Source organism: Chryseobacterium sp. POE27 (assembly GCF_039727685.1).
Taxonomy (GTDB): Bacteria; Bacteroidota; Bacteroidia; order Flavobacteriales; family Weeksellaceae; genus Chryseobacterium.
Map to the genome: position 1 here is coordinate 1539901 of NZ_CP152475.1, position 21589 is coordinate 1561489.

A 21589-nucleotide genomic window follows, 5' to 3' on the forward strand; every position below is an offset into this window, starting at 1 on the left:
AATATAGTTGTTCTGATGAATGTTAAAAAGTAAGTATCTTATTTCTTCTGTTAGATTGATACAGTAAAGAACAAGAAGACGCTAAATATCTTCAAGATTTTGCTTTCTTTTTTGACCTAGCTGCTTGTAGTATGATGGACTTAGTCCTGTTACTTTTTTTGAACTGATTGGACAAATGAGCAACACTGCTGTAATTGAGTTTATAAGCAATCTCTGTAAGGTTCAGCTCATCATAAAGCAGTAATTCTTTAGCTTTTTCTATCTTGTGATTAATAATGTAATGCTGGATGGTGATCCCTTTCACCTCTGAAAATGTATTGGCGAGATAGGTATAGTCATAACCCAGTTTTTCACTGAGATAGTCGGAGAAGTTTTGTTTTGGCAGTTCATCTGCGTAATGCACCATTTCGATGATGACACTTTTTATTTTTTCGATTAAAATACTTTTCTTGTCATCAAGCAGCTGCAATCCTGATTTTGATAAAATCTCAGAAAGCTGTAACCTATGCTCTTCACTTGTTTTTTCAGGGGTTTCTACCAAACCCAGCTCTATACTCAGATATTTTATATTTAAACTATCCAAAGCATCCTTAACTACCATTTTGCAGCGAAGGCTTACCATATATTTGATGTATAATTTCATAAGCATTTCTAAGTATTTGCATCGTATGATGATGATTTATGATATTAAACGGATAGTAAGAAAAGCTTTTCCTTAATGAAAATTCGGGGATCTTTATGATTATCTTATCGTTGCTATCAAAGGTAGACTATTATTATCCAGATACACCAACATTCATCTTTCTTTGTTCGGAACCTGTAATATATCTTATTATCAAATAAATAGATAAACTGATGGTCGCTGAAAAAAAACATCACACGGATAATACATAATGTTCGTGAAAAATAGCTGACATGATATAAGATATTAAAATGGTACTTCCAAAAATCCACATTTTACAGTCAAAAATAAAGGTGTGAAATCTGTTATTTTCCCACAGAAACATACAACTTCTGTGCAGAAAAAAGTACAATCTTTGTACAGTGAAAAATGAGCAAATGCCGACTGCTTAATTTTAGTTAATCGTAGCCTGTGTTTTCTATAAAAGTCAGATGATGAGAAAACCAATTATTTAATTCATTTTCATTTAAGACCATTGAGAATATCTGTTTAAAAAAAATGCTGACGAAAAGAAAAATATTCTGACTATGTTATGCGACTCAACAACTATCAATTCCATTGAAGATATCCATTCGATAAAAATCAGTAAATGAAAAAGCTCATTATTTTTGATCTGGACGGCACTTTGGCTCTTAGCAAATCATCTGTAGATCAGGAGATGGCCAGATTATTAGATAGCTTATTGGATATTGCCAAAGTTGCCATCATTAAATGCTTCAAAACGCGTGTCACAGGTTATATTGCTTTCATCCATTGCAAGAATATCCTTTCCGTTGGCAAAAAGTTGCGCAATCGTCTTTTTTAATATCTGTGATTCATGTGATTAATATTTTTAGTGTAAGTTCTCCACACTAAAATGATCACGAACAAAGGCGTGCTCCTGGCCCTCCGTCATCTTATCTGTATGTTTTATCTCAAATTTTATTTTTGAAAAAAGATGATCTTTTTCTAAAACATTCAGAAGTTCAGTTTTAGCTTCCGTAGGACCAAACAATAACACATCATCATAGTTTCTGATGTATTTGCCTATTTCTTTGTAATATTCGTAATCATCGTGCTGCTTTTTTTTGTGCATCATTTTTTTCACTTTTTACCAGCGATCTCTCCCTTTCGGCATCAGTGAATTTTGAGATCACGACTTTGGTAACCATAGGTTCACCATATTCTATCAAATGGGCATGTGAATGATCCATGCAAATACCTGTTTTTCTTTCTGTTTCCATTATTGTTGAATTTATCTGTAATTAAAATTTTATTTTTTAGTGTCTGTTGCCTTCCATTTCCAGTTTAGGATCTCGGGGAGGTCTTTCCCATGTTGATTCACATGTCTTGAAAATCTGTTGTAAGTTTAGTGCTATGAATTTTCCGACAAAGACATGTCGATTAAAAACCCGGTTCGGTAAAGGATATGATTAATTTTGAAGAAGATCACAAAAAAAACTCTACTATTCATTAGATGAAGGATAGAGTTAAGAATTAGCGATTATTGTTTTATTTCTTTTTTCTTGAGTTCTTTTTCCTGCTTGCGTTCTGCTTTTCTGAAATAACCACGGAATAGAAAATTATGCTTCAGCGCTTCCATGTTTTGATTTAATTTTTCCGCAGCCCCTTTCACACTGATGATTGTCGAATCGATATTTTTCACCAATGTTTCATCTTTTGTTATATAATTTAAAGAACCTTTTCCAGACTTGATCTCATCGACATAATCGTCCAAGCTTTGAGAGATCTTGTTGATGTCTTTACTGGATTTTTCCAAATTAGAAAAAACATTTTGAATTTGTGCGCGCGATTTCGGATCACTTAGAAGAACTGCTGCTGCACTCTCATCGTAGTTTATTTTTGAAATAATGGCATTTACTTTGGCCACAGCATCAGAAGCACCTTCTGCCGTTCTCTTCATTCCGGATACGGAATAACGCAGATCATTTTCAAGCAAAGTATCACTTAATATGGCACCCAAAGAACCTTTGCCCTCAACAATCTTATGCGTGATTTTAGCAAGATCAGCAGTGATCAAAACAGCACTTTCGTTGGTTTTGCTAAAGGTCTCCATAATTTCATCGATAGTGATTTTCGTCTTCACCTGGATGTAGTCTCCTGAAACGACCATTTTTCCTGTTTTGTTTTCTCCTGGTATAATGTTGACAACCATACTCCCTACCAACCCGTCTGAAGCAATGCTTGCCACCGCATTTTTTTTGATGAATTTAGCCGCTTTTTCATCCACGGACATTTCTACCGTTATTTTACCTTCTGCTGTCATCTGTATTTTGCCAACAGTTCCCACATCGACACCGGAATAGCGGACATTGTTTCCAACCTGTAAACCGCTTACATCAGTAAAAACAGCGTACAACTGAATATTCTTGCTGAAGAGATGCTGTCTTTTCCCTACTGAATACAGTGCTGTAATCAGAAGTATGGTCCCAACGATAATAAAAATACCGACACTTATTTTTTTTGAGGTAGCGTTTTCCATACTATTAATTTTTAAAGAATGCCTTTACCTGAGGATCGTCAGAATTTGATAGTTCCTGAAAAGTTCCTTCGGCATAATTGGTGCCGTCTACCAAAAGGATCATGCGGCTTGAGATAACTCTGGCGCAATCTACATCATGGGTAATAATGATAGACGATGTTTTGTACTTTAGTTGAATACTTCGCAGTAATTCTATAATTTCTTTTGAAGTGATCGGATCTAACCCTGTTGTAGGTTCATCATAGATCATGATCTTAGGCTTCAGGATCAGAGCCCTCGCCAATGCAACCCTTCTTTGCATTCCCCCTGAAAGTTCAGAAGGCATCATGTCGATGGTTTGTGAAAGACCGACATCTTTTAAAGCTTCTTTCACTAAAACTTCGGTCCCTGTGAAATTCTTAATTTTATCGATATTCCGTCTAAGAGGAAACTCTAAATTTTCCCTAACAGTCATTGAATCATACAAAGCACTTCCCTGAAAAAGAAAGCCAATTTCCGTTCTAAGTATATCCAGTTCCCTTTGACCCATCTTTGTAATGTCCTCCCCTTTGATTGTAATGGTTCCCCCATCCGGCTTTATTAAGCCAACAAGACATTTTACCATGACTGATTTTCCGGAGCCGGATTTTCCCATAATCACCAAACTTTCACCTTCCAATAGTTTTAGATTAAACCCCTTCAAAACATTGTTCTCACCAAAATTTTTAGTGATATTTTTAAGTTCTAAAACCGCCTGTATGTTATGATCTGTTTCCATTATACATTAAAAATAATATCGGTTACAAATACGGCTATGAAATCTATGATAAAGATCAACATCGAGGTATAGACGACCGCAGCGTTGGAGGCATCGCCTACTCCTACAGTTCCTTTCTCACAATTATAACCCTTATAACAGCCTATTAAACCTATGGCAAAACCAAAAAAGATTGATTTTATGGTCGCAGGAATAATATCACCAAATTTTATAGAAGTAAAAACCTTATTAAAATAAAGTGTGAATGAAACATCAGACTTTAAATTTTCAACAATAGCCGAACCTACAAGCGAAATGCTGTCACCTACGATAATTAAGAGTGGAAGCATTAATGTGCTGGCAACGATGCGCGTGACAACCAAATATTTGAATGGATTGGTACCGGAAACTTCCATGGCATCAATCTGCTCCGTCACTCGCATAGAACCTAACTCCGCTCCAATCCCCGAACCTACTCTTCCGGCACAGATCAGGGCGATGATCACGGGTCCAATTTCACGGATGATCGATATACTGATCATCGATGGAATCCAGGATTCAGCACCGAATTGCTCCAGTGTCGGGCGGGATTGCAGGGTAAAGACCAAACCTAATATAAATCCTGTAACCATGACCAAGAGCAATGAACGGTTGCCAATATTGTAACATTGCCGAATAAGTTCTTTAAATTCAAAGGGCGGCACGAAAACTTCCCGAAAAAAACGTCCGGCAAATAGACCTATATCTCCCACTTCAGAGATGGAAGATTTTATTGAGGACGATGAAAGAAAAGTTTTAAACATAAAGTTTAGTTCTTCCTCAAATATACTCTTAATAAAATGGCTTATGTTACATAAAAAAATGATTTAGTTTAAAAAAAATGGGAAGAATCAAATTTGAAGTATATGAAGTCATTTAGAATATCATCTTGTTGTTTTATATTCATCAAATAATATTATTTTGTATCTTCTAAATCCCTGTCTTATTGGATAACTCTCGATTTTCAGAAACTGTGAGAATTTCTCTATTTTCTAAATTCAGTTTTTTCCCTTAATGATAATTTGTTTTGGTTTACGAAATTTACAGACAAAATATTTAATCAATTAAAAAATAAAAGATGAATTATTCAAATGTAACAAAACCTGCAAAAATTTTAAACCTTAGCTCTCTTGAGGAAGTTTCTGAGAACCTTAATTTAATAAGAACTAACGATACTCTATTTATTATAAATTTGATAAAATTTTAACTTTTAACCGCAATGGAATTTGTTCTTAACATATAATTGATCACTCTCACAAAAGGATACTCCACTAATTAATTCAGTGTTTCCAAATAATTAATTAGTTCCGGATAAAAATCTAATATACTTTTATACTTGCTCTTATGCTGAGTATAATTGTTAAAAAAGGAATTTAACTCTTTAAAGTATTTAAAATGTATGGACTGATTTTGAACTTCCTTCATTTCTGTTGCAGGGCCATATTTTTCACCCATTATTTTAGACACACAAACCCTAACAATTAATTCATCGAGTTCATTTTCCCATTCTGCTTCTTTAAGCTTTTCCCCTTTTGCCGTAACTAAGAAAATATTTTTTTTCTTAATTAATCTTTGCCTATACAGCGGAATAAAATCACGGAGATATAAATGGGATACTTCGTGAATTACTACATTTGGTAATGGTATGAATGTCACTTTCGAATCATTTGTCTGAACAATATTGTTGTCTTTTAGGTAGGCCAGCTTAAATATTTTTTTCCCTCTAAAACTTTTGTCTTGAATTGAAATTGCATTACTCCCCAGGTTGTTTAGAATATCTACAAAAATGATTATTTCTCCTTTGGTAGGTTTATTATAATACTTTTCAGCATCAACTAATAGGTTGCTTGCAATAATTTTATCTTTAGTATATTTTACAATTTCGGCATAATCTGCCTTGTGGGCTTTCAAGAAAGCATCTACTTTACAATCTTTATAAAAAGCATTAAATTTCTCTAAAAAAATATTGATCTCTGAGCTGCGCAATTGACTACTTGAGTATGGGATTTTCAATTTGAATGGATATTTATCAGATAAATATAAACCTATACTCGAAAGATCATAGCCGTCCCATACTTTAAGATTTCTATACCAATCCAGTGATTTATGGTTCTTACAATCTGCAAAGTACTGACTGAATTGTTTGTAATAAATTGATGGAGTAGGTTTGGTATCTAACGTATCCATTGTTGCCAAAGTATAGAAAATACTGACGGCTTCAATTCTATGATCTATTTTTACAGTAATATTTTTTTGACCAAACGAATATATATGGATCATTAAAAAGAGGATTAAGATTTTTTTCATTGCTATTTTCTATAATAGGTGATACTTTTAAAATATTTTTATTTTATGTTTTTTTAATCATAAAATTTATAAGTAACTACTATTAAAAGACATTTTAGATGGCGCTTTTATTACATAGGATAAGATTGTCTTAAGTAGCTACTTAAAATACATTTGTAAACTGGCTTATCAACTATAAAACAAAAAACGCTTTAAAACATACATTTTAAAGCGTTTTGTACTATTTTGATGTAATAGTTGCGATCCGGACGGGACTCGAACCCGCGACCTCCGCCGTGACAGGGCGGCATTCTAACCAGCTGAACTACCGGATCAATTTTTTAAAGAAGGTATATATCCCCGGAAGAAATACGTTACCGACCTTATACTATCTATTGTTTTGGAAAACTAATAAAAGTGATTCTTAAACAATCTAAGCCTTTATTTTAACTGGTGCAAATATATAGCTTTTTTTTAGTTTTTCCAAAGAGATTCATTACTTTTCTTGTGAGGATATCGTAAGATACAGATTGTCAATAAAAAAAATCAGTTCTACTCTCAAGTACTTTTATAATAGACCATATATACTATATTTCATTCATTGATCAAATTTTTATACTCATTTAATATAGCATTCCAAATTACCGATTGCTCAAAATGGCTTTCGATCATAGGTCTTGCATTCATTTTTAATGCGTGATAATAATCTTTGTTTAAAATCATTTTCTCCATTTCTTCTCTAATCCGTTCACTATTTTTTACTGGAACGATTACTCCATTTTGATTATCTACTATAATTTCGTTGCATCCATTGATATCAGAAACTATGCTTGGCAATTCCATAGCTCCGGCCTGCATTACCACATTAGGAAATCCTTCCCGATAACTCGGAAAAACCAGTGCATCAGAAATCGCAAAATACGGTCGTACATCTTTCTGAAAGCCTACTGAGATAATATGAGGGTTCTTTTCGATTTCGTCTAATGTATCCGGATATAAAGGATCCAGTTCATGTTCAAGAGGACCTACTAATAATAGTTTTGACTGCTGCTGAAATTCTTTTTCATTTAAATTAGAAAAGGCTTTTATCAGTTCATTGATTCCTTTGTCGCCCACTAAGCGTCCTACAAAAACAAAAACAAAATCCGTATCTTTTATATTTAATTCTTTTTTCAGAATAGCTTTATGATCTTCTGAAACCTGTTTAGGTGAAAAAAACGAAGTATCGATACCGTTTGATGAACCATTGCCAATGACTTTCAGTTTGATTTGATCTGTATATTGATGCTCTAAAATATAATCATAGAGTCCTTTTGAATTTGGATAAACCTGTGTTGCAGAGACATATGTCAGTTTTTCAACAAAATCTAAAACTTTACGTTTTATCCCGGTAGCTTCCATTAATGGCAGGCCTGCCACTGTGTGCAGTCTGTGCGGGACTTTTGCCATTCTTGCTGCCAGCATCCCCACAATACCTGCTTTTGGAGTATGGGTATGAACAATTTGAGGTTTTTCTTTCTTTAATAATTTATAAGTAGCCCATAAAGATCTGATATCCTTAAAAGGAGTAATTTCACGAGACATATGTATCGCAACTATCTCGATTCCTTCATCATTTTTTACGTCATCAAGTTCTTTACCTGGTGATGAGACCCCTATCACCTTGAAATGCTCTGACATAAATCGATGCTGTCCTTTCAATAAAACTTTTAAGGAAATGGGTACTGTGGTGATCCTTATTAATTTAGTTTTCAATTCGTTTTTTGATTTAAACTTATACAAATAATGAGTTCCACTAATTGCAATATATAATATAAAATGCGATTTGAAACTTTAAGCAAAGATAATTGGAAAATTAGATTTTACTGTACATAATTGGATTGTGTAACGTTCATTTATATTACAGCATTCTGAAAATCAAACGTTAACTCCTATCTCTGAATATTAGAAATATTAATATTTTTATTATATAATCTTCCATTTATATCTATCTTCTGTATATTGAGATCTATATCCTTACTCAATTTACGTTGTATTCTAATATTTTTATTGTTATTCCATTTGGCACTGGAATAGTTCAAGATGCCCTTTGCTTTTGTATCATAATCATATCCAACAACAGTTAAAGGATTTGGACTTCCTATATCATTGTGTTTATTTATATTAATTAAAATATTACTGGAATTCACAAGCTTATGAAAAACTATTTTTATACCATCAATTTTGTTATTGATCGTTGATATATTATTCAAATTGATATTATATAAAAATTCATCTGGCAAATTAGGTTCTAAGTCTATTCCGGCCATTGGATTTGTCCCATTTGTATTTTTTATTGTTACATTTTCTACTATTATATCTTTGCCTGATATTATCGAAATACCGTTTCGCCTATTATTATTAAGAATTCCTTGAGAAACATTTATTCTGCTAGAATAAGAAACACCAGTGGCATTTCTTCCAATATATATCCCGTCCCCCCCAAAAGTTTTTAATATTAGAATTAATAATATCAATATTGTTCGATGACACTATTTTGATTCCCATACCCCATTCTCCTGTAGTACCAATATGCTGATTTCTGTCTCCTGTTAAATTAGCATTTATAATCTTTACGTTGCTTGAATTTGAAATTAATAAAGCCTGATATGAAGATTGGCTATTAGGCAATACAATCAAACTTGACTGTTGTTGAAAAATAATAGTACGATTACTCGGAATACTTATTCCTTTATAATTAATGGCTATTGGAAAATTAGGCATGATTACTTTTTCACTTTTATTGAAAGCTTTCTGCAAGTAATCGGTATAATCTATATTTCCTTTTGTAGAATAATTAATAGGTAAGTATTTTAGGATATTTGATGAGTCTTTTTTTAATTTATCCTCAAGCTTCACTACCTTTTTATAATCATATGTAATATTAATAATAGCTTTATCTTGAACATTTGAACAGGAAAAGTTTCTTATACTAAAAAGACTAGTAAAAAGAAAAAAAACATTAATTAAAAAAATAAAATTTTTCATTTTTTAATTTGATTCATTTTATTATAAAAATTGACTCTTTTATTGTACAAATTTTCATATAAATAAGGCTCTGCCTTACTCAAGCTCATTTTTGATTCTTTATATAGCCTTTCTCTATCAAAAAACAATTCTTTTATGTGTATGGATAATTCTTTATAATCTCCTTTACTATGTATATATTTTTCATCGACAACATCAGGAATTCCGCCCACATTACTTCCTATTACAGGGCATCCCATGCTCATTGCCTCTATAATAGCTCTAGGCATCCCTTCAGTTAAGGATGGCTGTATATATAAGGATAATGTTTTTAAAAAATTATTAACTTCATCTCCAGACTTTAATGGACCTACAAATTTTACATTTTCAGATAATTTGAGATCCTTCACCATATTTAATACCCATACTGACTCACCTTTGCCTACAAAAAATAGTTCAATCTTATTCTTTACTTCAATATCTAAACTATTAATTGCTTTTATTAATACATCTTGACCCTTGTACTTAGCATCGAAACCACCTATTAATCCTATTTTAATTTTATCAGAAAAAAAGCGTACTCTATCTAATTCATTAGCTTTAAGTACGTTCTTAATTACAACATCAGAAAGACCTATTGTTACTGCATTACTTTTCGATGGATAGTCCTTCTGTAATTTATTTTCTGTGACATAGCTTATAAAATTTGCCAATTTTACAAGTCTTTTATTTTCTAACTCAAAAAATGGTGCAATCAATTTCCCTAGTAATGATCCTTGATTACTAAGTGCTTCATTTGCGTTTCCAACTTGCTCGATCCATATTTTTTTATTTTTTTTAAAGCTATTTCTCCTGCTATAAACCCTAAAACACTTGGCAATCTGATTAAGACTAAATCTACTTTTTCAATAAGAGTTGAAATTTCCTCTTTTATTTTACTTATGTTAAAAATAAGGTCTTTAACGGAGGTATAATTTTGTGTCAGGTGAAAATTCACATTATCATGTGATGATATAACTTTTTTATCTTTTGTATTATTACTTCTTCTACCTAAGACAAAAATATTTTCAAAATTCAATAGATAATTTAACCAAATATTAGAAGGCAGTCCTCCTCCACTATATATAACTCCGTTTTCCATATAAAATGGATGGTCGTGAACAAATAACAAATTCATATTTTCTTTATTAATTTCGCTGGCACACCACCAACTATGGATTTTGTTTCAACATTTCTATTCACAACTGCTCCAGCTGCAATTATTGATCTTTTTCCAACTCTAGCTCCAGCAAGTATTCTACAACCACATCCTATCCATACATCTTCAGAGATAATTACTTCATCGAATACTATAGGATTATATTTTATTGGTAAACTTTCATCATACCAACTATGATTTGATGAAAGAATTGTGGAGTTATGCGCTATCGAAACATTTTTATCAATTGTTATACCACCATTTGCATCAATATAACAGTTTGCATGTATACTTACATTATCTCTTATCGATAACTTTTGCCAACCCAAAATTTGCACATTTGTCCCAATTTTCACATTTTCTCCACATTCTTTTATTAAAGATTTTAATATTATGTATCGAATACCTATAAAAAGTACTTGAGATTTATTAGAGATACAATCCCAAATAAAAATTAATACTGTCTTAGGTAAAGCACTAAAAATTTTTACAAATAAATTGATTACTTTACTATTTTTCTTAAACTTATCTCTTCCTGTACTTTTCATATATGACGTTATAAAATTTCTCAAAAAGATCAATATGATTGAATTTCTTTGTTGCCCAATTTTTTAATTCAAAATCTCTTGATTTTCTATCAATATATAATTTTTCTATTTTGTCAGAAAACTCGTTAACATCTGACGGATCACAAAGATTTGTATAATACTTTTCGCCCACAGTTTCTTTTATTGAATCTATATTTGAGGCAACAAATGGTAAGCCTGTAATCATGGCCTCTATTAAAGAATTTGGCTGTCCTTCTGTAATTGAGGGAAAAATATAAGCATCCATTGTATTTAAAAATAAAGGAATATCATTTCTATTTTCAAATAATAAAAATCTTTTTTCTAATCCTTTTTTTACAATTTCCTTTAATAAATATTCTTTTACTCCATTACCACATAAAATAAAATAGATGTCACTATATTTATGTATTAATTTTTCAGCAACTTGTATAATCATTAAATGGTTTTTAGCGTAGTTATATCTACCTGTATGCCCAACGACGAAAGAATTTTCGGGTAAATTTAATTCAGTTCTCAAATTCTCATTTTTGTTTATTTCAAATTCATTAATATTAATACCATTATATATAACTTTAAATCTCTTTTCGTTCTTTAAAACTACTTTTGGATAAAAGAATTTAAATGCAGAGTATGAGTTTGATAATATTGAAGTAGCATTACGATAAGTTAAACTCTTAACTAAATTATTATATACAATTTTAAAAATAGAACTTTTAAAATGATTCGAAGCTCCTCTATAGAAAGCAATTCTATTTTCAATATTTGCAATATTCGATATTAACATTATCATGCCCGCAAAATTACCTGTAAAATCACATACTACATTGAATTTCTCATTTTTAAAGAACTTATATAGATTATAGTAATGTGAAAAGTTAAAAAAACTTATCTTACTATTAATAATAATTAAATTCTCTATAGCTAAAAATGACTCTTCCAACTGTCCAGTTTTTCCTCCTTTACAATAAATTACAATCTTATTAAAAGACTGATATTTATATTTTAGAAACCGTAATAGGTAATTCTCCAAACCACCACTGTCTAACCCAGTAACAAAAAATGCTATCTTCATTTTTTAGAATTATTATTGTTATAATATAGATCATTCATATTGCCACTATATATTTTAAACCTATCCTTAAAATAATCTTCTTTATTAAAAATACTTGAATAGGGAAACCATAAATAGTATTTGCGAGTATCTTTTGCGTACATTGAAGTATCCGTAAGATAATATCTACTTTTATGAAAAATTGGCAAAAACAAAATAATTATTATCAGCACACTACGCACTTTATTAAATTTCTTCAATTTCCATAATAAATAAACTACATTACTAAAATAAACCAACATAAATGGTGATAAATAATTTATAAATCTCCCAAAGCCAGAATAAAATATATATAAGAATATTATGAAAAAATAGACAAAATATAAATTATTAAAGACTGAATGATTATAATATCTTTCACTAAACTTAATTAATAAAAATGGGAATATTAAAAAAGCTAAAGCATTATAAATAATTCCAACTATATTAAAACTATACTTTGAATAACCATCCACTTTATTTGAAAAATCACCAAATGTATCAAATGAAAAAAGTATAGAACCAAATTGATTTAGAGACATATATAACAGAACGCCTAATAATAAAAATAAAACAATGTTCTTTTTATTAATTTCTTTTAGTTGACACAAAAGAGGAAAGAAAAATAAAATTAAACTAGATGTATGGATAAGTAAAAGAAAAAGATTTATGAAATAATATTTTTTATATTTTTTTTGTTCCAATAGTGGATACATAAAATTAATAAATATACAAATGCTTAAGATCTCTCTCATTATTTCCATATTAAAATAAAAATAAAGAAAAAATGAATATAACAAAACGCTTGTAAATTTGAAATATGAATATTTTTTAAAAAATTTAAAAAATATAACATTTACAAATATTGCATGAATTAATTGAAAAAACCAAAATTCTGACACTATAGTTTTGGAAAGTGACATTAGAATTACAATTCCTGGTTCCCAATTAATTTTTAAAAAATTAATTTTATTAAATTCATAAATTGGATATATGTAGTCATCAAATTTCGACTGATAAGTTAAAGTATCTCCTCCCACTTTCCACCTAAAACCAGCAATAAGAATAAGAATAATCATTGATAAGTAATAGAAAAATTTTTTAGGCCCTTTAACTTTCAAAAAATCAAAAGATATTGAAAGTATAAACAGATAAGTAAAAACTATTAAGTATATCATTTTATTATTCTCTTCACTTTTTTATATGCAAACAGCAGATGTATTCCAAAAAAAATACAAACAAGTATTGCAATGAGTATTCTTGTTAATAAACTAATATCGGCATACATCATCAATACTACTATAAATAATGTCGGAAGTAACAAAACTATAAATTTAATTACATTAAATGGAATAGGATACAGTTTATTAGAAGTAACCCATGAGATGGCAACTAAAAACAAATTAGTTATGATCATTGCGATAACAACGCCTTTTAATTCTAAAATCTGAATTAATATATATAAAGCAGCAATGTTCACAATGACAGATAAAATAAAATTAAGAGATAAGTATTTTGTTTGTTCTTTTATCTTAGGTCCGATATCAACAACTTCTTTAATAATGTATAGAGAAAAAAATAAAGATAATCCCCCCAACATACTTTGCTCCTGAATAGAATTCTTGTGTAGCAAGTAGCTTTATCATTTCCAATGAAAATAAACTTATCAAACAAACGAACAAAAATGTAACTCCCACTACAACCGGCAATACGTTGGCGAAAACCACCTTATTATTAACCTTTTTAAATTGAGCATGCATAAACGGTGCCCAAGCCATCACAAAAGCTGTATTTACCAGCTGTATTGAAGAAGCAAGCTTCATCGATACCGAATAAATACCGATAGCTGCTAAGGATAAATATCCTAACATAAAAAAACGATTAGCCTGCCCCAAAACCATACTGCCAACTCTTGCAGGAAACTGAGGCAAAGCATATTTTAAATTTTTTCTGGACATTATATTTGATAATCTATAAACAAATTGTTTACGAATATAAAAAGTAACCAAAGATGTTGAAAAAAATATTGCACATACTTGTGCAATGAAAACACCTTTTAATCCTAATTTAAGATAAACAACAAAAATATAGACAAACAAGAGTGTAGTAGCAACTTTTGTGATGATTACTGTTAAAAATTTTATATTTTGTCTTTCAAAACGCAACAAAACTAATCCCAGCATGCTTATATTAGTTAAGGGAAGCTGTATCGCTATTGTTTTAATCAATACAGCGTATTCATCGCTCTTAAAAAACCATTGAGACAGAAAAGGGGAAATAAAAAATATAATTAAACCTATAATCAAAGAACAACCAGCGATCAGACTATAGATATTCGAAACTAATAATCTCTTTTTGAGAGAATCATACTCATAATAATACCTCTGCAAAGAAGTTTCCAGCTGCAACACACCAAATACACACGCAACCTGCAAAATGGTACCTATCATATCAATAATACCATATTCAGTTGCATTGAAATATTTTGTATAAATTGGAAGAATGACAAAACCCAATAATTTTTCAATCGATGTTGCCAATCCAAAAGATAAAAATGCTTTTATGAAATTATTCATTAATTTTAAATCTATTTAACCAATTAGAAAAATCGAAATAAGCAACCAATTCTGATGTTAATTCATGATATGGTCCATCAACGAAATCTTTAATATTTTCAAAGTTATCTTCACCTAGTATAAAAATATTAGCAGGATTATAAAAAGACTCAACCTTGATATTTGTATCATTGGTAATTAATTTTTTTTGAAAAAAATCGATTCCATTGGTCTTAATGTTGCTCCGGCCTGTCCTGCTTGCAAATAATCTAAAATTACAGTTGACTCCGAAATTAATTTCAAATAATCACTATAAGCTAAAGGCTTTATATTTTGGGGATTAGGTTGATTTTTATCGGGTACAACATGGAATAAAGCTCTTAGCCCTTTTTTAGTCAAGTCTCCATTTATTAAATCTAATGCCGATTTCCTACCTTTATCTGCGCCAATAAAAACAATGTCATTTTTGACTGTGTTTTTTTCATCTAACTTGATATTATCAAAATAAAATGTAGAATTGAATTGAAGATTATATTTTCTGCAATCATTTTGATCAAAAGACCAATATTCTACGTTTTTTCTTGTTAAATTTCCGGGATTAAAACACCTGAATACAGGGTTCCAATACCAGACGATTATTCTTATACCCGGATTGTTATCTGCTAAATATGCAATAAAATCATATCGGTTTGTCGCAAAAATAATTACGGTATCAACATCCTTAATATATTTTTTCCAATCGCCATACCATACATTTTTTTTGAAATTGATTTTTAATGAAAACTTTCTGAGAATTTTTTCAGCTTTTCCTACACTTCTAAAAGAAGAAAAACATCTTATCCCTTTTTCTTCTATGATAGGTACAAAATATTGTACAGAATCATATATAATTATTGTCCTATCCAAATCCATTAAACTTCTTTGCCATTAATATCATATTGAAAGAAATATTTATATGATAGTGTTTTACATGCTTTATAGTTAAAACTAATTACAATTTGACTACAATTTGACTTTTGTGAATATATTTAAAATATAATTATAAGCTAAGATATAGCTCCCATTTTCTGAATTTCATTGATAACTTCCAAAATTTCATGTACTGAACTTAAAATAAAAAATCTTTGTAGCCAGAATCATCTCAGAAGTCAGCATTTAGCACATCGGCATTTCTCTTCAAATATTATGCCTAAAATTGCTCTAATCTTACAATTTCGATTTCCGTGTAATCGGACGGAACGAATAGTAGAAGATGTCATTTCCTAAATTTCAGAATTATTTATTTCTCCATTCTTTTAAAGCAACTACTTAGACTATATTGATTATAATCAATCTATTTTATCACAAGTTTATCTTAATTAAATCATTAAAATAATTCTTTTCAAGTCTAGCAAAGATATAGTTTTTTTATTTTGTTCAAATAAAACAATATGTTTTTATTTTTAACAAATTGTAAACTTACATCATCATTGATAGCAATTAATTAAACAAAAAGCTTTTATAAAATAACATCATTAATAAAAAACTTTCACAATGGAGAATCACTTTATTATTACGATTTTTTACATAAAAAAAGTGCTGTAAAATATTTTACAGCACTCACCATTTTATAATAGTTGCGATCCGGACGGGACTTGTTCTTATTTGAAAAACTCCCTATCCATAAGCTTTATGTCGTTCTCTTATTTTTAGGTCACCGAATAGGTCACTTTAATAAACAAAAATAGAGTGCGTCGTTTTTACTGGTGCAAAGATATGTTTTTTTTTATTTTTCACAAATAAATGTAGATCTTTTTTCTATCTCTTCCATAATCCACAGATTTTCAAATAACAAATATACCCTGCCCTAATCATTTTTCGCTTTTGATATAAATCCCCAAACCAAAAATCATTAATGAACTATCATCCTTTTTATCTTTGGTAAGTTTAGATGGTAAAATTGTATAATTTACAAAAAATAATTACCTACTACTATTAAGACGGTCAACCTTAGCACTTGGCAACCAACTGTTTCGTCTGGCTATTAAAATTTGTACACTAGGACTGTTCAATATCCACATTAATTTACTATGCGATAAAGGTTATTGTTTTTCAAGAAAAATATCCTAACAGCACATATCCTGAGATTAAATTCCGTTTCAAATTATCTAATCTTTATTTATAGTGTTTGCTATAAATGCACAGCAGTCATAAAAATAATTAGACATAGCGAAATAAAAAGTTAGATTAATCTAACTTTTTATTATATTTGAAAAAAAACGTGAGCAAGAGATATATACCTATTATTATAATTTTCTATCTTCTTTTTCTGATCGTACAAGCTTGTGATAAACTTCAGCCTGAAGCGATAGATGAGAGTGAATTACTTGATGGCTCCATTGTGGGGTTATCATATGCTGAAAACCAACAATTTTTGCGAGGGGATATCGCCTTTAACGATGAAACCTTCACGGTCGGGAAAGGTCTTGGTCCAACCTTCGTGGCAACAAGTTGTGGAAGCTGTCATGCTGGTGATGGAAAAGGGACTCCCTTTACTACTCTTATACGTTTTGGACAGACTGACGAAACAGGAAATTTATTTTTGCTTTTAGGTGGTCCTCAATTGCAAAATAGGGCGATACCAGGTTATACTCCGGAAGCAATTCCTCCCGGAGCAACATTTTCTAAATTTACTCCGCCTGCCAATACCGGATTAGGTTTTATTGAATTGGTTTCTGATATGGATATTTTGGCAATGGCTGACCCTTTTGATACAAATAATGATGGCATCTCAGGAGTCCCCAATTATATTGATCTTCCGGCATATCAAGCACCATTCTTCTTTGCTGTAACAAAAGGAGGGAAGTATATCGGAAGATTTGGTAAAAAGGCATCCACATACAGTTTACTACAACAAACCGTTAATGCTTACAATCAAGATATGGGCATTACTTCAACTTTTAATCCTCACGATGTTTATTCAGGAATGAATGTTGATCCCGAAGTTTCTGATAAGACCATCGCAGATGTTGTATTTTATCTTCGTACATTGAAAACACCTATTCAGCGAGACGCAGAAAATAGTATCATTAAACAAGGTCAGACTATATTTTCTCAGATAAGTTGTAATAAATGTCATGTCCCGGAACTGAAAACTTCATCCTCCTCAATTTCACCATTATCCAATAAAAAGTTTTATCCGTACACAGACTTATTACTTCATGATATGGGTGCTTCTTTGGATGACAACTATACGGAAGGCACTGCGAAAACTTATGAATGGCGTACGCCTGCACTGTGGGGGTTAGGTTTATCTCCAAAATCACAAGGCGGTCAATACTTCTTAATGCATGATGGCAGGGCAAAAAGTATAGAAGAAGCAATACAGCTTCACGGGGGAGAGGCTGCAACCAGCAGAACCAATTACACTCAATTACCAGTCCAAGAAAAAGAAGCTATTATTAAATTTTTGAAATCCTTATAATTATGGACAGACTTGAATTTCTCAAAAAATGCAGTTTGGTCTGTTTAGGCTTTACTGCAATTCCTCCCATTCTTTCAGGGTGTATAAGCAATAAAATGATTTCAGGAGCGATTAAAGACGATTATATCATATTGCCTTTGGAGGATTTTATGGATACAAAATATCCTGACAAAAAATTATCCTATGTAATTATTCAAAATGAATCTCTCAAATATCCCATTTGTGTATTTCGTTTTTCGGAAACTGAGTATGAAGCATTATGGATGCAATGTACCCATCAGGGTAGCCAGTTACAAGTATTTGGAGATAAGCTACAGTGTCCTGCACATGGTAGTGAATTTTCCAACCAAGGTTTAGTACAAAACGGTCCTGCTGATCAGACCTTAAGAAAATTTCCAGTATACATAGAATCGGATTTTTTGAAAATTTCTTTAAAAAAACCGGTATGAAAAAAATTATCTATCTAATTATAATTTTAATTTTTCAGGAAGCCACAGCACAGATAGATTCTGAATTACTAAAAAGAATACCTGTAGACAGTTCTCGCTCTTTGAACATGGATGCCGTTTACAAGCGTCCCTTCTTAGGATTAGGGAAAGTGCCTGTCTCTATTGGTGGCTATGCGGAAGCCAATTGGCAGCATATCAGCACTGATGGTATATCTGATGGACATCAATTTCAATTACGTAGGATGACACTTTTTGTATCTTCTACAATTTCCTCAAAAATTAAATTTCTGAGTGAAATAGAATTAGAAGAAGGAGGTAAAGAGATTAATATTGAATTTGCTGCCATTGATGTAGAGTTTAATCCCTTGCTTAATTTGAGAGGAGGAATTATTATGAATCCAATTGGTGCTTTCAACCAAAATCATGACGGTCCGAAATGGGAGTTTACCGATCGTCCTATATCTGCTACAGAAATGTTGCCTGCTACATTCAGTAATGCTGGTTTCGGATTTTATGGAAAAATGTATAAAGCCGAGTGGATGTTCGGATACGAGGTATATCTATCAGGAAATTTTGATAATTCAATTATTGACAATAATCAAAACAAAACGTACTTACCTGCTGCCAAAAGTAATCCTGAACGTTTTGAAGAAATTAACAGCGGTGTTCCTCTTTTAACAGCAAAAATTGCCACAAGACATGAAAAAGCAGGAGAATTTGGAGTCTCTTATATGGGAGGAATCTATAATAAATTTCAGGATGAAGGTCTTCAGGTTGACGATAAAAGAAGGGTTCGGGTATTTGCATTGGATTATAATAATACACTTCCAAACCTTGGAACTTTAATTACTGCAGAATGGGCTTGGGTTAAAGTAGATGTCCCGGAAACTTATACACAACAATATGGAGACAGGCAGCATGGAGGATTTATAGACATTGTTCAGCCAATAATTAAAAGAAAAATTTTGGATTGGGAAAGAGCAACCGTTAATCTTGCATGCCGTTTAGAGTATGTAGATTGGAACGTAGGTCATTTCAGAGAAGACAACAGCAAAATTGGAGAAGATTTATGGAGTATTATGCCTGCAATCAGTTTTAGACCCAATGCACAAACTGTTTTTAGACTTAATTATAGATTTCAGAAACAGAAAGACATTTTTGCGAACCCTGCGGCAAAAACTGTAGGCTTCAGCTTTGGTATTTCAACGTATTTCTAATAATTTGCCTCCGCAGATCTTAGGATTGAGCAAAAAGTCATTCTTGAGTTAATACTCCGTGGATATTCTTTATGTTTTTGTTAAGGGACAAAAAGCAAGAAAGACTGTTTCGTAGGATTACTGGAATTAGCGAATTCAATCTAGATTTTATACATAACGACTCAATTAAATATTAATATTTGAAAATGCTCACTTATGAAGAAAGATTAAAATACGGTACATTATATTATTAAAAATATACTGAATTCCAGTATTGAAATTCAGTATTTATAAGAACTATGCTATTTACTTCTTATTCTCATCATGATGTTCTTTCTCATCGTGATGTTCTTTTTCTTGATGATGCTCGGCCTCATCGTGATGCTCCGGCTCATCTGCATGTTCAGGACCCTCGTGATGTTCCTTGTGCGGATGATGTTCTTTGTGTTCGTGATGTTCTGGATGGTCGTGTGTCTCTTTTTTTTGATCTTCGCTGTTCATAACATTTTAATTTAAAGGTGAATATTAATTTATATATGTTGTTATTTGTGAAAGGCAAATAAGATGCCAAAACAAAGCTATAATCTACTGATTTTAAATACTTTCCATTGTTTTAAACAATATTGCTTCAAACATCTAAATAATTTTAAATGTCCTTTAAAAACGTGATATGTTAAAACATTACTCTAAAAAAATATTATTTCTATCTGTCCATAGTTAACTATTGATCGTTTTAGGAAGTAGATTGATTAGTTTTTACTTTGATGATATTTAAAATGATGGTCTTTGACAGGATGAAAATATTTCTTAAATCCATATGTTATAAGAGATAGTATCAGGATACTAAAAACTATCAAATAGAATATATCTTCTGACGCAAGCCGATGCTTTCCCCTCCTGATTATTCGTCTCCTAAATCGTCTTTTAAATCCCATAATTTCTCATTTAAAAAAATAGCTGGTAATTCAAACCCAAACTTTTCTGCTGATAACTCTTCTGGAAATAAGGAGAAATCATAGATAATGTTTTTTCATTCTTACTTTTAAATAAAGTTTTGATCTTTGGATATAACCAATATGCTATCTCAGTAGAAAAAATTCCGATACCAGCACCAGACAGGACATCTGTAACCCAATGCTTATTATTGATGATTCTGTACACACTAGTAAAAATGGCAAACGGATATCCTGACAGACTGATCCAATAATTGCTGTCCCTATATTCTCTGAACATAAACTGTGCAGTTGAAAATGCGATCGCTGCATGACCTGAGGGAAATGACATATAATTTGATTGATCAGGCCGCTCCCTGCCGATCAATGATTTTGAAGGAATAACTATTGCCAATAAGATAGCTTGTGATGTTGCTAAAATGATCGTTCGATCTTTTAAGTTATGTTTCCCTCGAACACCCGCTATGTTTAAACCATAAACGAGCGCAGCTGGTACAAATAAGGTATAGTTGTCTAATTTTGAATTGTTTAATGTATGATCGTTTACCTCCCTTCTCACATCATAATCAAACTTTTTGATTTCAGGAATTGTAAAACCAATTGCACCTGCCGATATCAAGCTAACCGGAACAATAAGTTTTTTATAATCCAAAGTATCATCTCTTATTATTAAAGAATCTTGTTGAGCAGTTTTTTGCAATGACAAACTATCCTGAGCATAAATACTTAGAGAGAATTTCAGTAAAAGGATTAGTATTGAGTTTTTTTTTACATAAGTCCACATAAAAATTATATTTCTGATTTTTATTGTTCGGATCTAACATTAATAGTATTCAATTTTATATCGTAAAATTGGATGTAACTTCCCTGTTCCCATCTTTTATG

At 31.1% G+C, this 21589-nt stretch carries 23 protein-coding genes, 1 tRNA gene and 1 pseudogene; 4 read left to right on the forward strand and 21 right to left on the reverse strand.

Features of this window, described 5'->3' with window-relative positions; all coding sequences use genetic code 11:
* Positions 1-81 precede the first annotated feature (81 nt).
* Positions 82-643, reverse strand: a pseudogene (locus AAHI02_RS07165) (AraC family transcriptional regulator).
* Between the two features lie 628 nt (positions 644-1271).
* Between AAHI02_RS07165 and AAHI02_RS07170 the strand changes: the two are divergent.
* The gene (locus tag AAHI02_RS07170; RefSeq protein WP_346986117.1) at positions 1272-1487 is read left to right on the forward strand and encodes a hypothetical protein; all 216 of its coding nucleotides are present in this window, start codon (positions 1272-1274) and stop codon (positions 1485-1487) included.
* Positions 1488-1514: 27 nt separating this feature from the next.
* Here AAHI02_RS07170 and AAHI02_RS07175 read toward each other — a convergent pair whose 3' ends face one another.
* The 18 genes from AAHI02_RS07175 to AAHI02_RS07260 all read right to left on the reverse strand — a co-directional run bounded on the left by AAHI02_RS07175 (position 1515) and on the right by AAHI02_RS07260 (position 15555).
* Positions 1515-1760: a hypothetical protein gene (locus AAHI02_RS07175; RefSeq protein ID WP_346986118.1), complete on the reverse strand. Its 246-nt coding sequence runs from the start codon at positions 1758-1760 to the stop codon at positions 1515-1517.
* The gene (locus AAHI02_RS07180; protein WP_346986119.1) at positions 1732-1905 is read right to left on the reverse strand and encodes a hypothetical protein; all 174 of its coding nucleotides are present in this window, start codon (positions 1903-1905) and stop codon (positions 1732-1734) included. The genes AAHI02_RS07175 and AAHI02_RS07180 overlap by 29 nt, the downstream gene beginning before the upstream one ends.
* Before the next feature lie 260 nt (positions 1906-2165).
* Positions 2166-3164: an MlaD family protein gene (locus AAHI02_RS07185; protein ID WP_346986120.1), complete on the reverse strand. Its 999-nt coding sequence runs from the start codon at positions 3162-3164 to the stop codon at positions 2166-2168.
* A gap of 4 nt (positions 3165-3168) precedes the next feature.
* On the reverse strand, positions 3169-3921 hold the full coding sequence (locus AAHI02_RS07190; protein WP_346986121.1) for an ATP-binding cassette domain-containing protein: 753 nt from the start codon (positions 3919-3921) through the stop codon (positions 3169-3171).
* Positions 3921-4703: an ABC transporter permease gene (locus AAHI02_RS07195; protein ID WP_346986122.1), complete on the reverse strand. Its 783-nt coding sequence runs from the start codon at positions 4701-4703 to the stop codon at positions 3921-3923. Before AAHI02_RS07195 ends, AAHI02_RS07190 begins: the two co-directional genes overlap by 1 nt.
* Positions 4704-5214: 511 nt before the next feature.
* Positions 5215-6246 (reverse strand): DUF4932 domain-containing protein, encoded by a 1032-nt coding sequence (locus AAHI02_RS07200; protein ID WP_346986123.1) that lies wholly within the window; start codon positions 6244-6246, stop codon positions 5215-5217.
* Between the two features lie 240 nt (positions 6247-6486).
* Positions 6487-6560: transfer RNA gene (locus AAHI02_RS07205), tRNA-Asp, on the reverse strand.
* Between the two features lie 259 nt (positions 6561-6819).
* Positions 6820-7905, reverse strand: a complete 1086-nt coding sequence (locus tag AAHI02_RS07210) for a glycosyltransferase family 4 protein (protein ID WP_346986598.1) — start codon at positions 7903-7905, stop codon at positions 6820-6822.
* Positions 7906-8156: 251 nt separating this feature from the next.
* Positions 8157-8741, reverse strand: a complete 585-nt coding sequence (locus AAHI02_RS07215; RefSeq protein WP_346986124.1) for a hypothetical protein — start codon at positions 8739-8741, stop codon at positions 8157-8159.
* Entirely contained in the window at positions 8656-9252 is a 597-nt protein-coding gene (locus AAHI02_RS07220) for a hypothetical protein (protein ID WP_346986125.1), read from the reverse strand. Before AAHI02_RS07220 ends, AAHI02_RS07215 begins: the two co-directional genes overlap by 86 nt.
* A complete protein-coding gene (locus tag AAHI02_RS07225; RefSeq protein ID WP_346986126.1) occupies positions 9249-9989 on the reverse strand; it encodes a glycosyltransferase family 4 protein in 741 nt (246 codons plus the stop codon). Before AAHI02_RS07225 ends, AAHI02_RS07220 begins: the two co-directional genes overlap by 4 nt.
* A gap of 5 nt (positions 9990-9994) precedes the next feature.
* Positions 9995-10372, reverse strand: coding sequence for a hypothetical protein (locus tag AAHI02_RS07230; protein WP_346986127.1), 378 nt, complete (start codon positions 10370-10372; stop codon positions 9995-9997).
* Positions 10373-10404: 32 nt separating this feature from the next.
* Positions 10405-10977 (reverse strand): acyltransferase, encoded by a 573-nt coding sequence (locus tag AAHI02_RS07235; protein WP_346986128.1) that lies wholly within the window; start codon positions 10975-10977, stop codon positions 10405-10407.
* A complete protein-coding gene (locus tag AAHI02_RS07240) occupies positions 10955-12070 on the reverse strand; it encodes a glycosyltransferase (protein WP_346986129.1) in 1116 nt (371 codons plus the stop codon). The genes AAHI02_RS07235 and AAHI02_RS07240 overlap by 23 nt, the downstream gene beginning before the upstream one ends.
* Positions 12067-13266 carry an EpsG family protein gene (locus AAHI02_RS07245; RefSeq protein WP_346986130.1) on the reverse strand — a complete coding sequence of 400 codons (1200 nt, stop codon included), beginning with the start codon at positions 13264-13266 and terminating at the stop codon, positions 12067-12069. The genes AAHI02_RS07240 and AAHI02_RS07245 overlap by 4 nt, the downstream gene beginning before the upstream one ends.
* A complete protein-coding gene (locus AAHI02_RS07250) occupies positions 13263-13688 on the reverse strand; it encodes a hypothetical protein (RefSeq protein ID WP_346986131.1) in 426 nt (141 codons plus the stop codon). Before AAHI02_RS07250 ends, AAHI02_RS07245 begins: the two co-directional genes overlap by 4 nt.
* Positions 13645-14664 (reverse strand): lipopolysaccharide biosynthesis protein, encoded by a 1020-nt coding sequence (locus tag AAHI02_RS07255; RefSeq protein ID WP_346986132.1) that lies wholly within the window; start codon positions 14662-14664, stop codon positions 13645-13647. Before AAHI02_RS07255 ends, AAHI02_RS07250 begins: the two co-directional genes overlap by 44 nt.
* A gap of 177 nt (positions 14665-14841) precedes the next feature.
* Positions 14842-15555: a hypothetical protein gene (locus AAHI02_RS07260; protein ID WP_346986133.1), complete on the reverse strand. Its 714-nt coding sequence runs from the start codon at positions 15553-15555 to the stop codon at positions 14842-14844.
* Between the two features lie 1336 nt (positions 15556-16891).
* On the opposite strand from AAHI02_RS07260, the gene AAHI02_RS07265 reads away from it, so the two are divergent.
* The 3 genes from AAHI02_RS07265 to AAHI02_RS07275 are packed head-to-tail and all read left to right on the forward strand — an operon-like array spanning position 16892 to position 19772.
* Positions 16892-18106 (forward strand): di-heme oxidoredictase family protein, encoded by a 1215-nt coding sequence (locus AAHI02_RS07265; RefSeq protein ID WP_346986134.1) that lies wholly within the window; start codon positions 16892-16894, stop codon positions 18104-18106.
* A gap of 2 nt (positions 18107-18108) precedes the next feature.
* Positions 18109-18555, forward strand: a complete 447-nt coding sequence (locus tag AAHI02_RS07270) for a Rieske (2Fe-2S) protein (RefSeq protein WP_051879933.1) — start codon at positions 18109-18111, stop codon at positions 18553-18555.
* Entirely contained in the window at positions 18552-19772 is a 1221-nt protein-coding gene (locus AAHI02_RS07275) for a hypothetical protein (protein WP_034975904.1), read from the forward strand. The genes AAHI02_RS07270 and AAHI02_RS07275 overlap by 4 nt, the downstream gene beginning before the upstream one ends.
* A 285-nt stretch (positions 19773-20057) precedes the next feature.
* Here the strand turns inward: AAHI02_RS07275 and AAHI02_RS07280 are convergent, their stop codons facing one another.
* Positions 20058-20252, reverse strand: coding sequence for a hypothetical protein (locus AAHI02_RS07280; protein ID WP_034975906.1), 195 nt, complete (start codon positions 20250-20252; stop codon positions 20058-20060).
* Between the two features lie 444 nt (positions 20253-20696).
* Positions 20697-21488, reverse strand: a complete 792-nt coding sequence (locus AAHI02_RS07285) for a phosphatase PAP2 family protein (RefSeq protein ID WP_034975909.1) — start codon at positions 21486-21488, stop codon at positions 20697-20699.
* Positions 21489-21589: the final 101 nt, after the last annotated feature.

Bases quoted from the DNA above. Each gene is read 5' to 3' on its own strand.
- AAHI02_RS07170 (WP_346986117.1), top strand. From the start codon at position 1,272: ATGAAAAAGCTCATTATTTTTGATCTGGACGGCACTTTGGCTCTTAGC.
- AAHI02_RS07175 (WP_346986118.1), bottom strand. From the start codon at position 1,760: ATGATGCACAAAAAAAAGCAGCACGATGATTACGAATATTACAAAGAA.
- AAHI02_RS07180 (WP_346986119.1), bottom strand. From the start codon at position 1,905: ATGGAAACAGAAAGAAAAACAGGTATTTGCATGGATCATTCACATGCC.
- AAHI02_RS07185 (WP_346986120.1), bottom strand. From the start codon at position 3,164: ATGGAAAACGCTACCTCAAAAAAAATAAGTGTCGGTATTTTTATTATC.
- AAHI02_RS07190 (WP_346986121.1), bottom strand. From the start codon at position 3,921: ATGGAAACAGATCATAACATACAGGCGGTTTTAGAACTTAAAAATATC.
- AAHI02_RS07195 (WP_346986122.1), bottom strand. From the start codon at position 4,703: ATGTTTAAAACTTTTCTTTCATCGTCCTCAATAAAATCTTCCATCTCT.
- AAHI02_RS07200 (WP_346986123.1), bottom strand. From the start codon at position 6,246: ATGAAAAAAATCTTAATCCTCTTTTTAATGATCCATATATATTCGTTT.
- AAHI02_RS07210 (WP_346986598.1), bottom strand. From the start codon at position 7,905: ATGTCAGAGCATTTCAAGGTGATAGGGGTCTCATCACCAGGTAAAGAA.
- AAHI02_RS07220 (WP_346986125.1), bottom strand. From the start codon at position 9,252: ATGAAAAATTTTATTTTTTTAATTAATGTTTTTTTTCTTTTTACTAGT.
- AAHI02_RS07230 (WP_346986127.1), bottom strand. From the start codon at position 10,372: ATGGAAAACGGAGTTATATATAGTGGAGGAGGACTGCCTTCTAATATT.
- AAHI02_RS07235 (WP_346986128.1), bottom strand. From the start codon at position 10,977: ATGAAAAGTACAGGAAGAGATAAGTTTAAGAAAAATAGTAAAGTAATC.
- AAHI02_RS07240 (WP_346986129.1), bottom strand. From the start codon at position 12,070: ATGAAGATAGCATTTTTTGTTACTGGGTTAGACAGTGGTGGTTTGGAG.
- AAHI02_RS07245 (WP_346986130.1), bottom strand. From the start codon at position 13,266: ATGATATACTTAATAGTTTTTACTTATCTGTTTATACTTTCAATATCT.
- AAHI02_RS07250 (WP_346986131.1), bottom strand. From the start codon at position 13,688: ATGTTGGGGGGATTATCTTTATTTTTTTCTCTATACATTATTAAAGAA.
- AAHI02_RS07255 (WP_346986132.1), bottom strand. From the start codon at position 14,664: ATGAATAATTTCATAAAAGCATTTTTATCTTTTGGATTGGCAACATCG.
- AAHI02_RS07260 (WP_346986133.1), bottom strand. From the start codon at position 15,555: ATGGATTTGGATAGGACAATAATTATATATGATTCTGTACAATATTTT.
- AAHI02_RS07270 (WP_051879933.1), top strand. From the start codon at position 18,109: ATGGACAGACTTGAATTTCTCAAAAAATGCAGTTTGGTCTGTTTAGGC.
- AAHI02_RS07275 (WP_034975904.1), top strand. From the start codon at position 18,552: ATGAAAAAAATTATCTATCTAATTATAATTTTAATTTTTCAGGAAGCC.
- AAHI02_RS07280 (WP_034975906.1), bottom strand. From the start codon at position 20,252: ATGAACAGCGAAGATCAAAAAAAAGAGACACACGACCATCCAGAACAT.
- AAHI02_RS07285 (WP_034975909.1), bottom strand. From the start codon at position 21,488: ATGTGGACTTATGTAAAAAAAAACTCAATACTAATCCTTTTACTGAAA.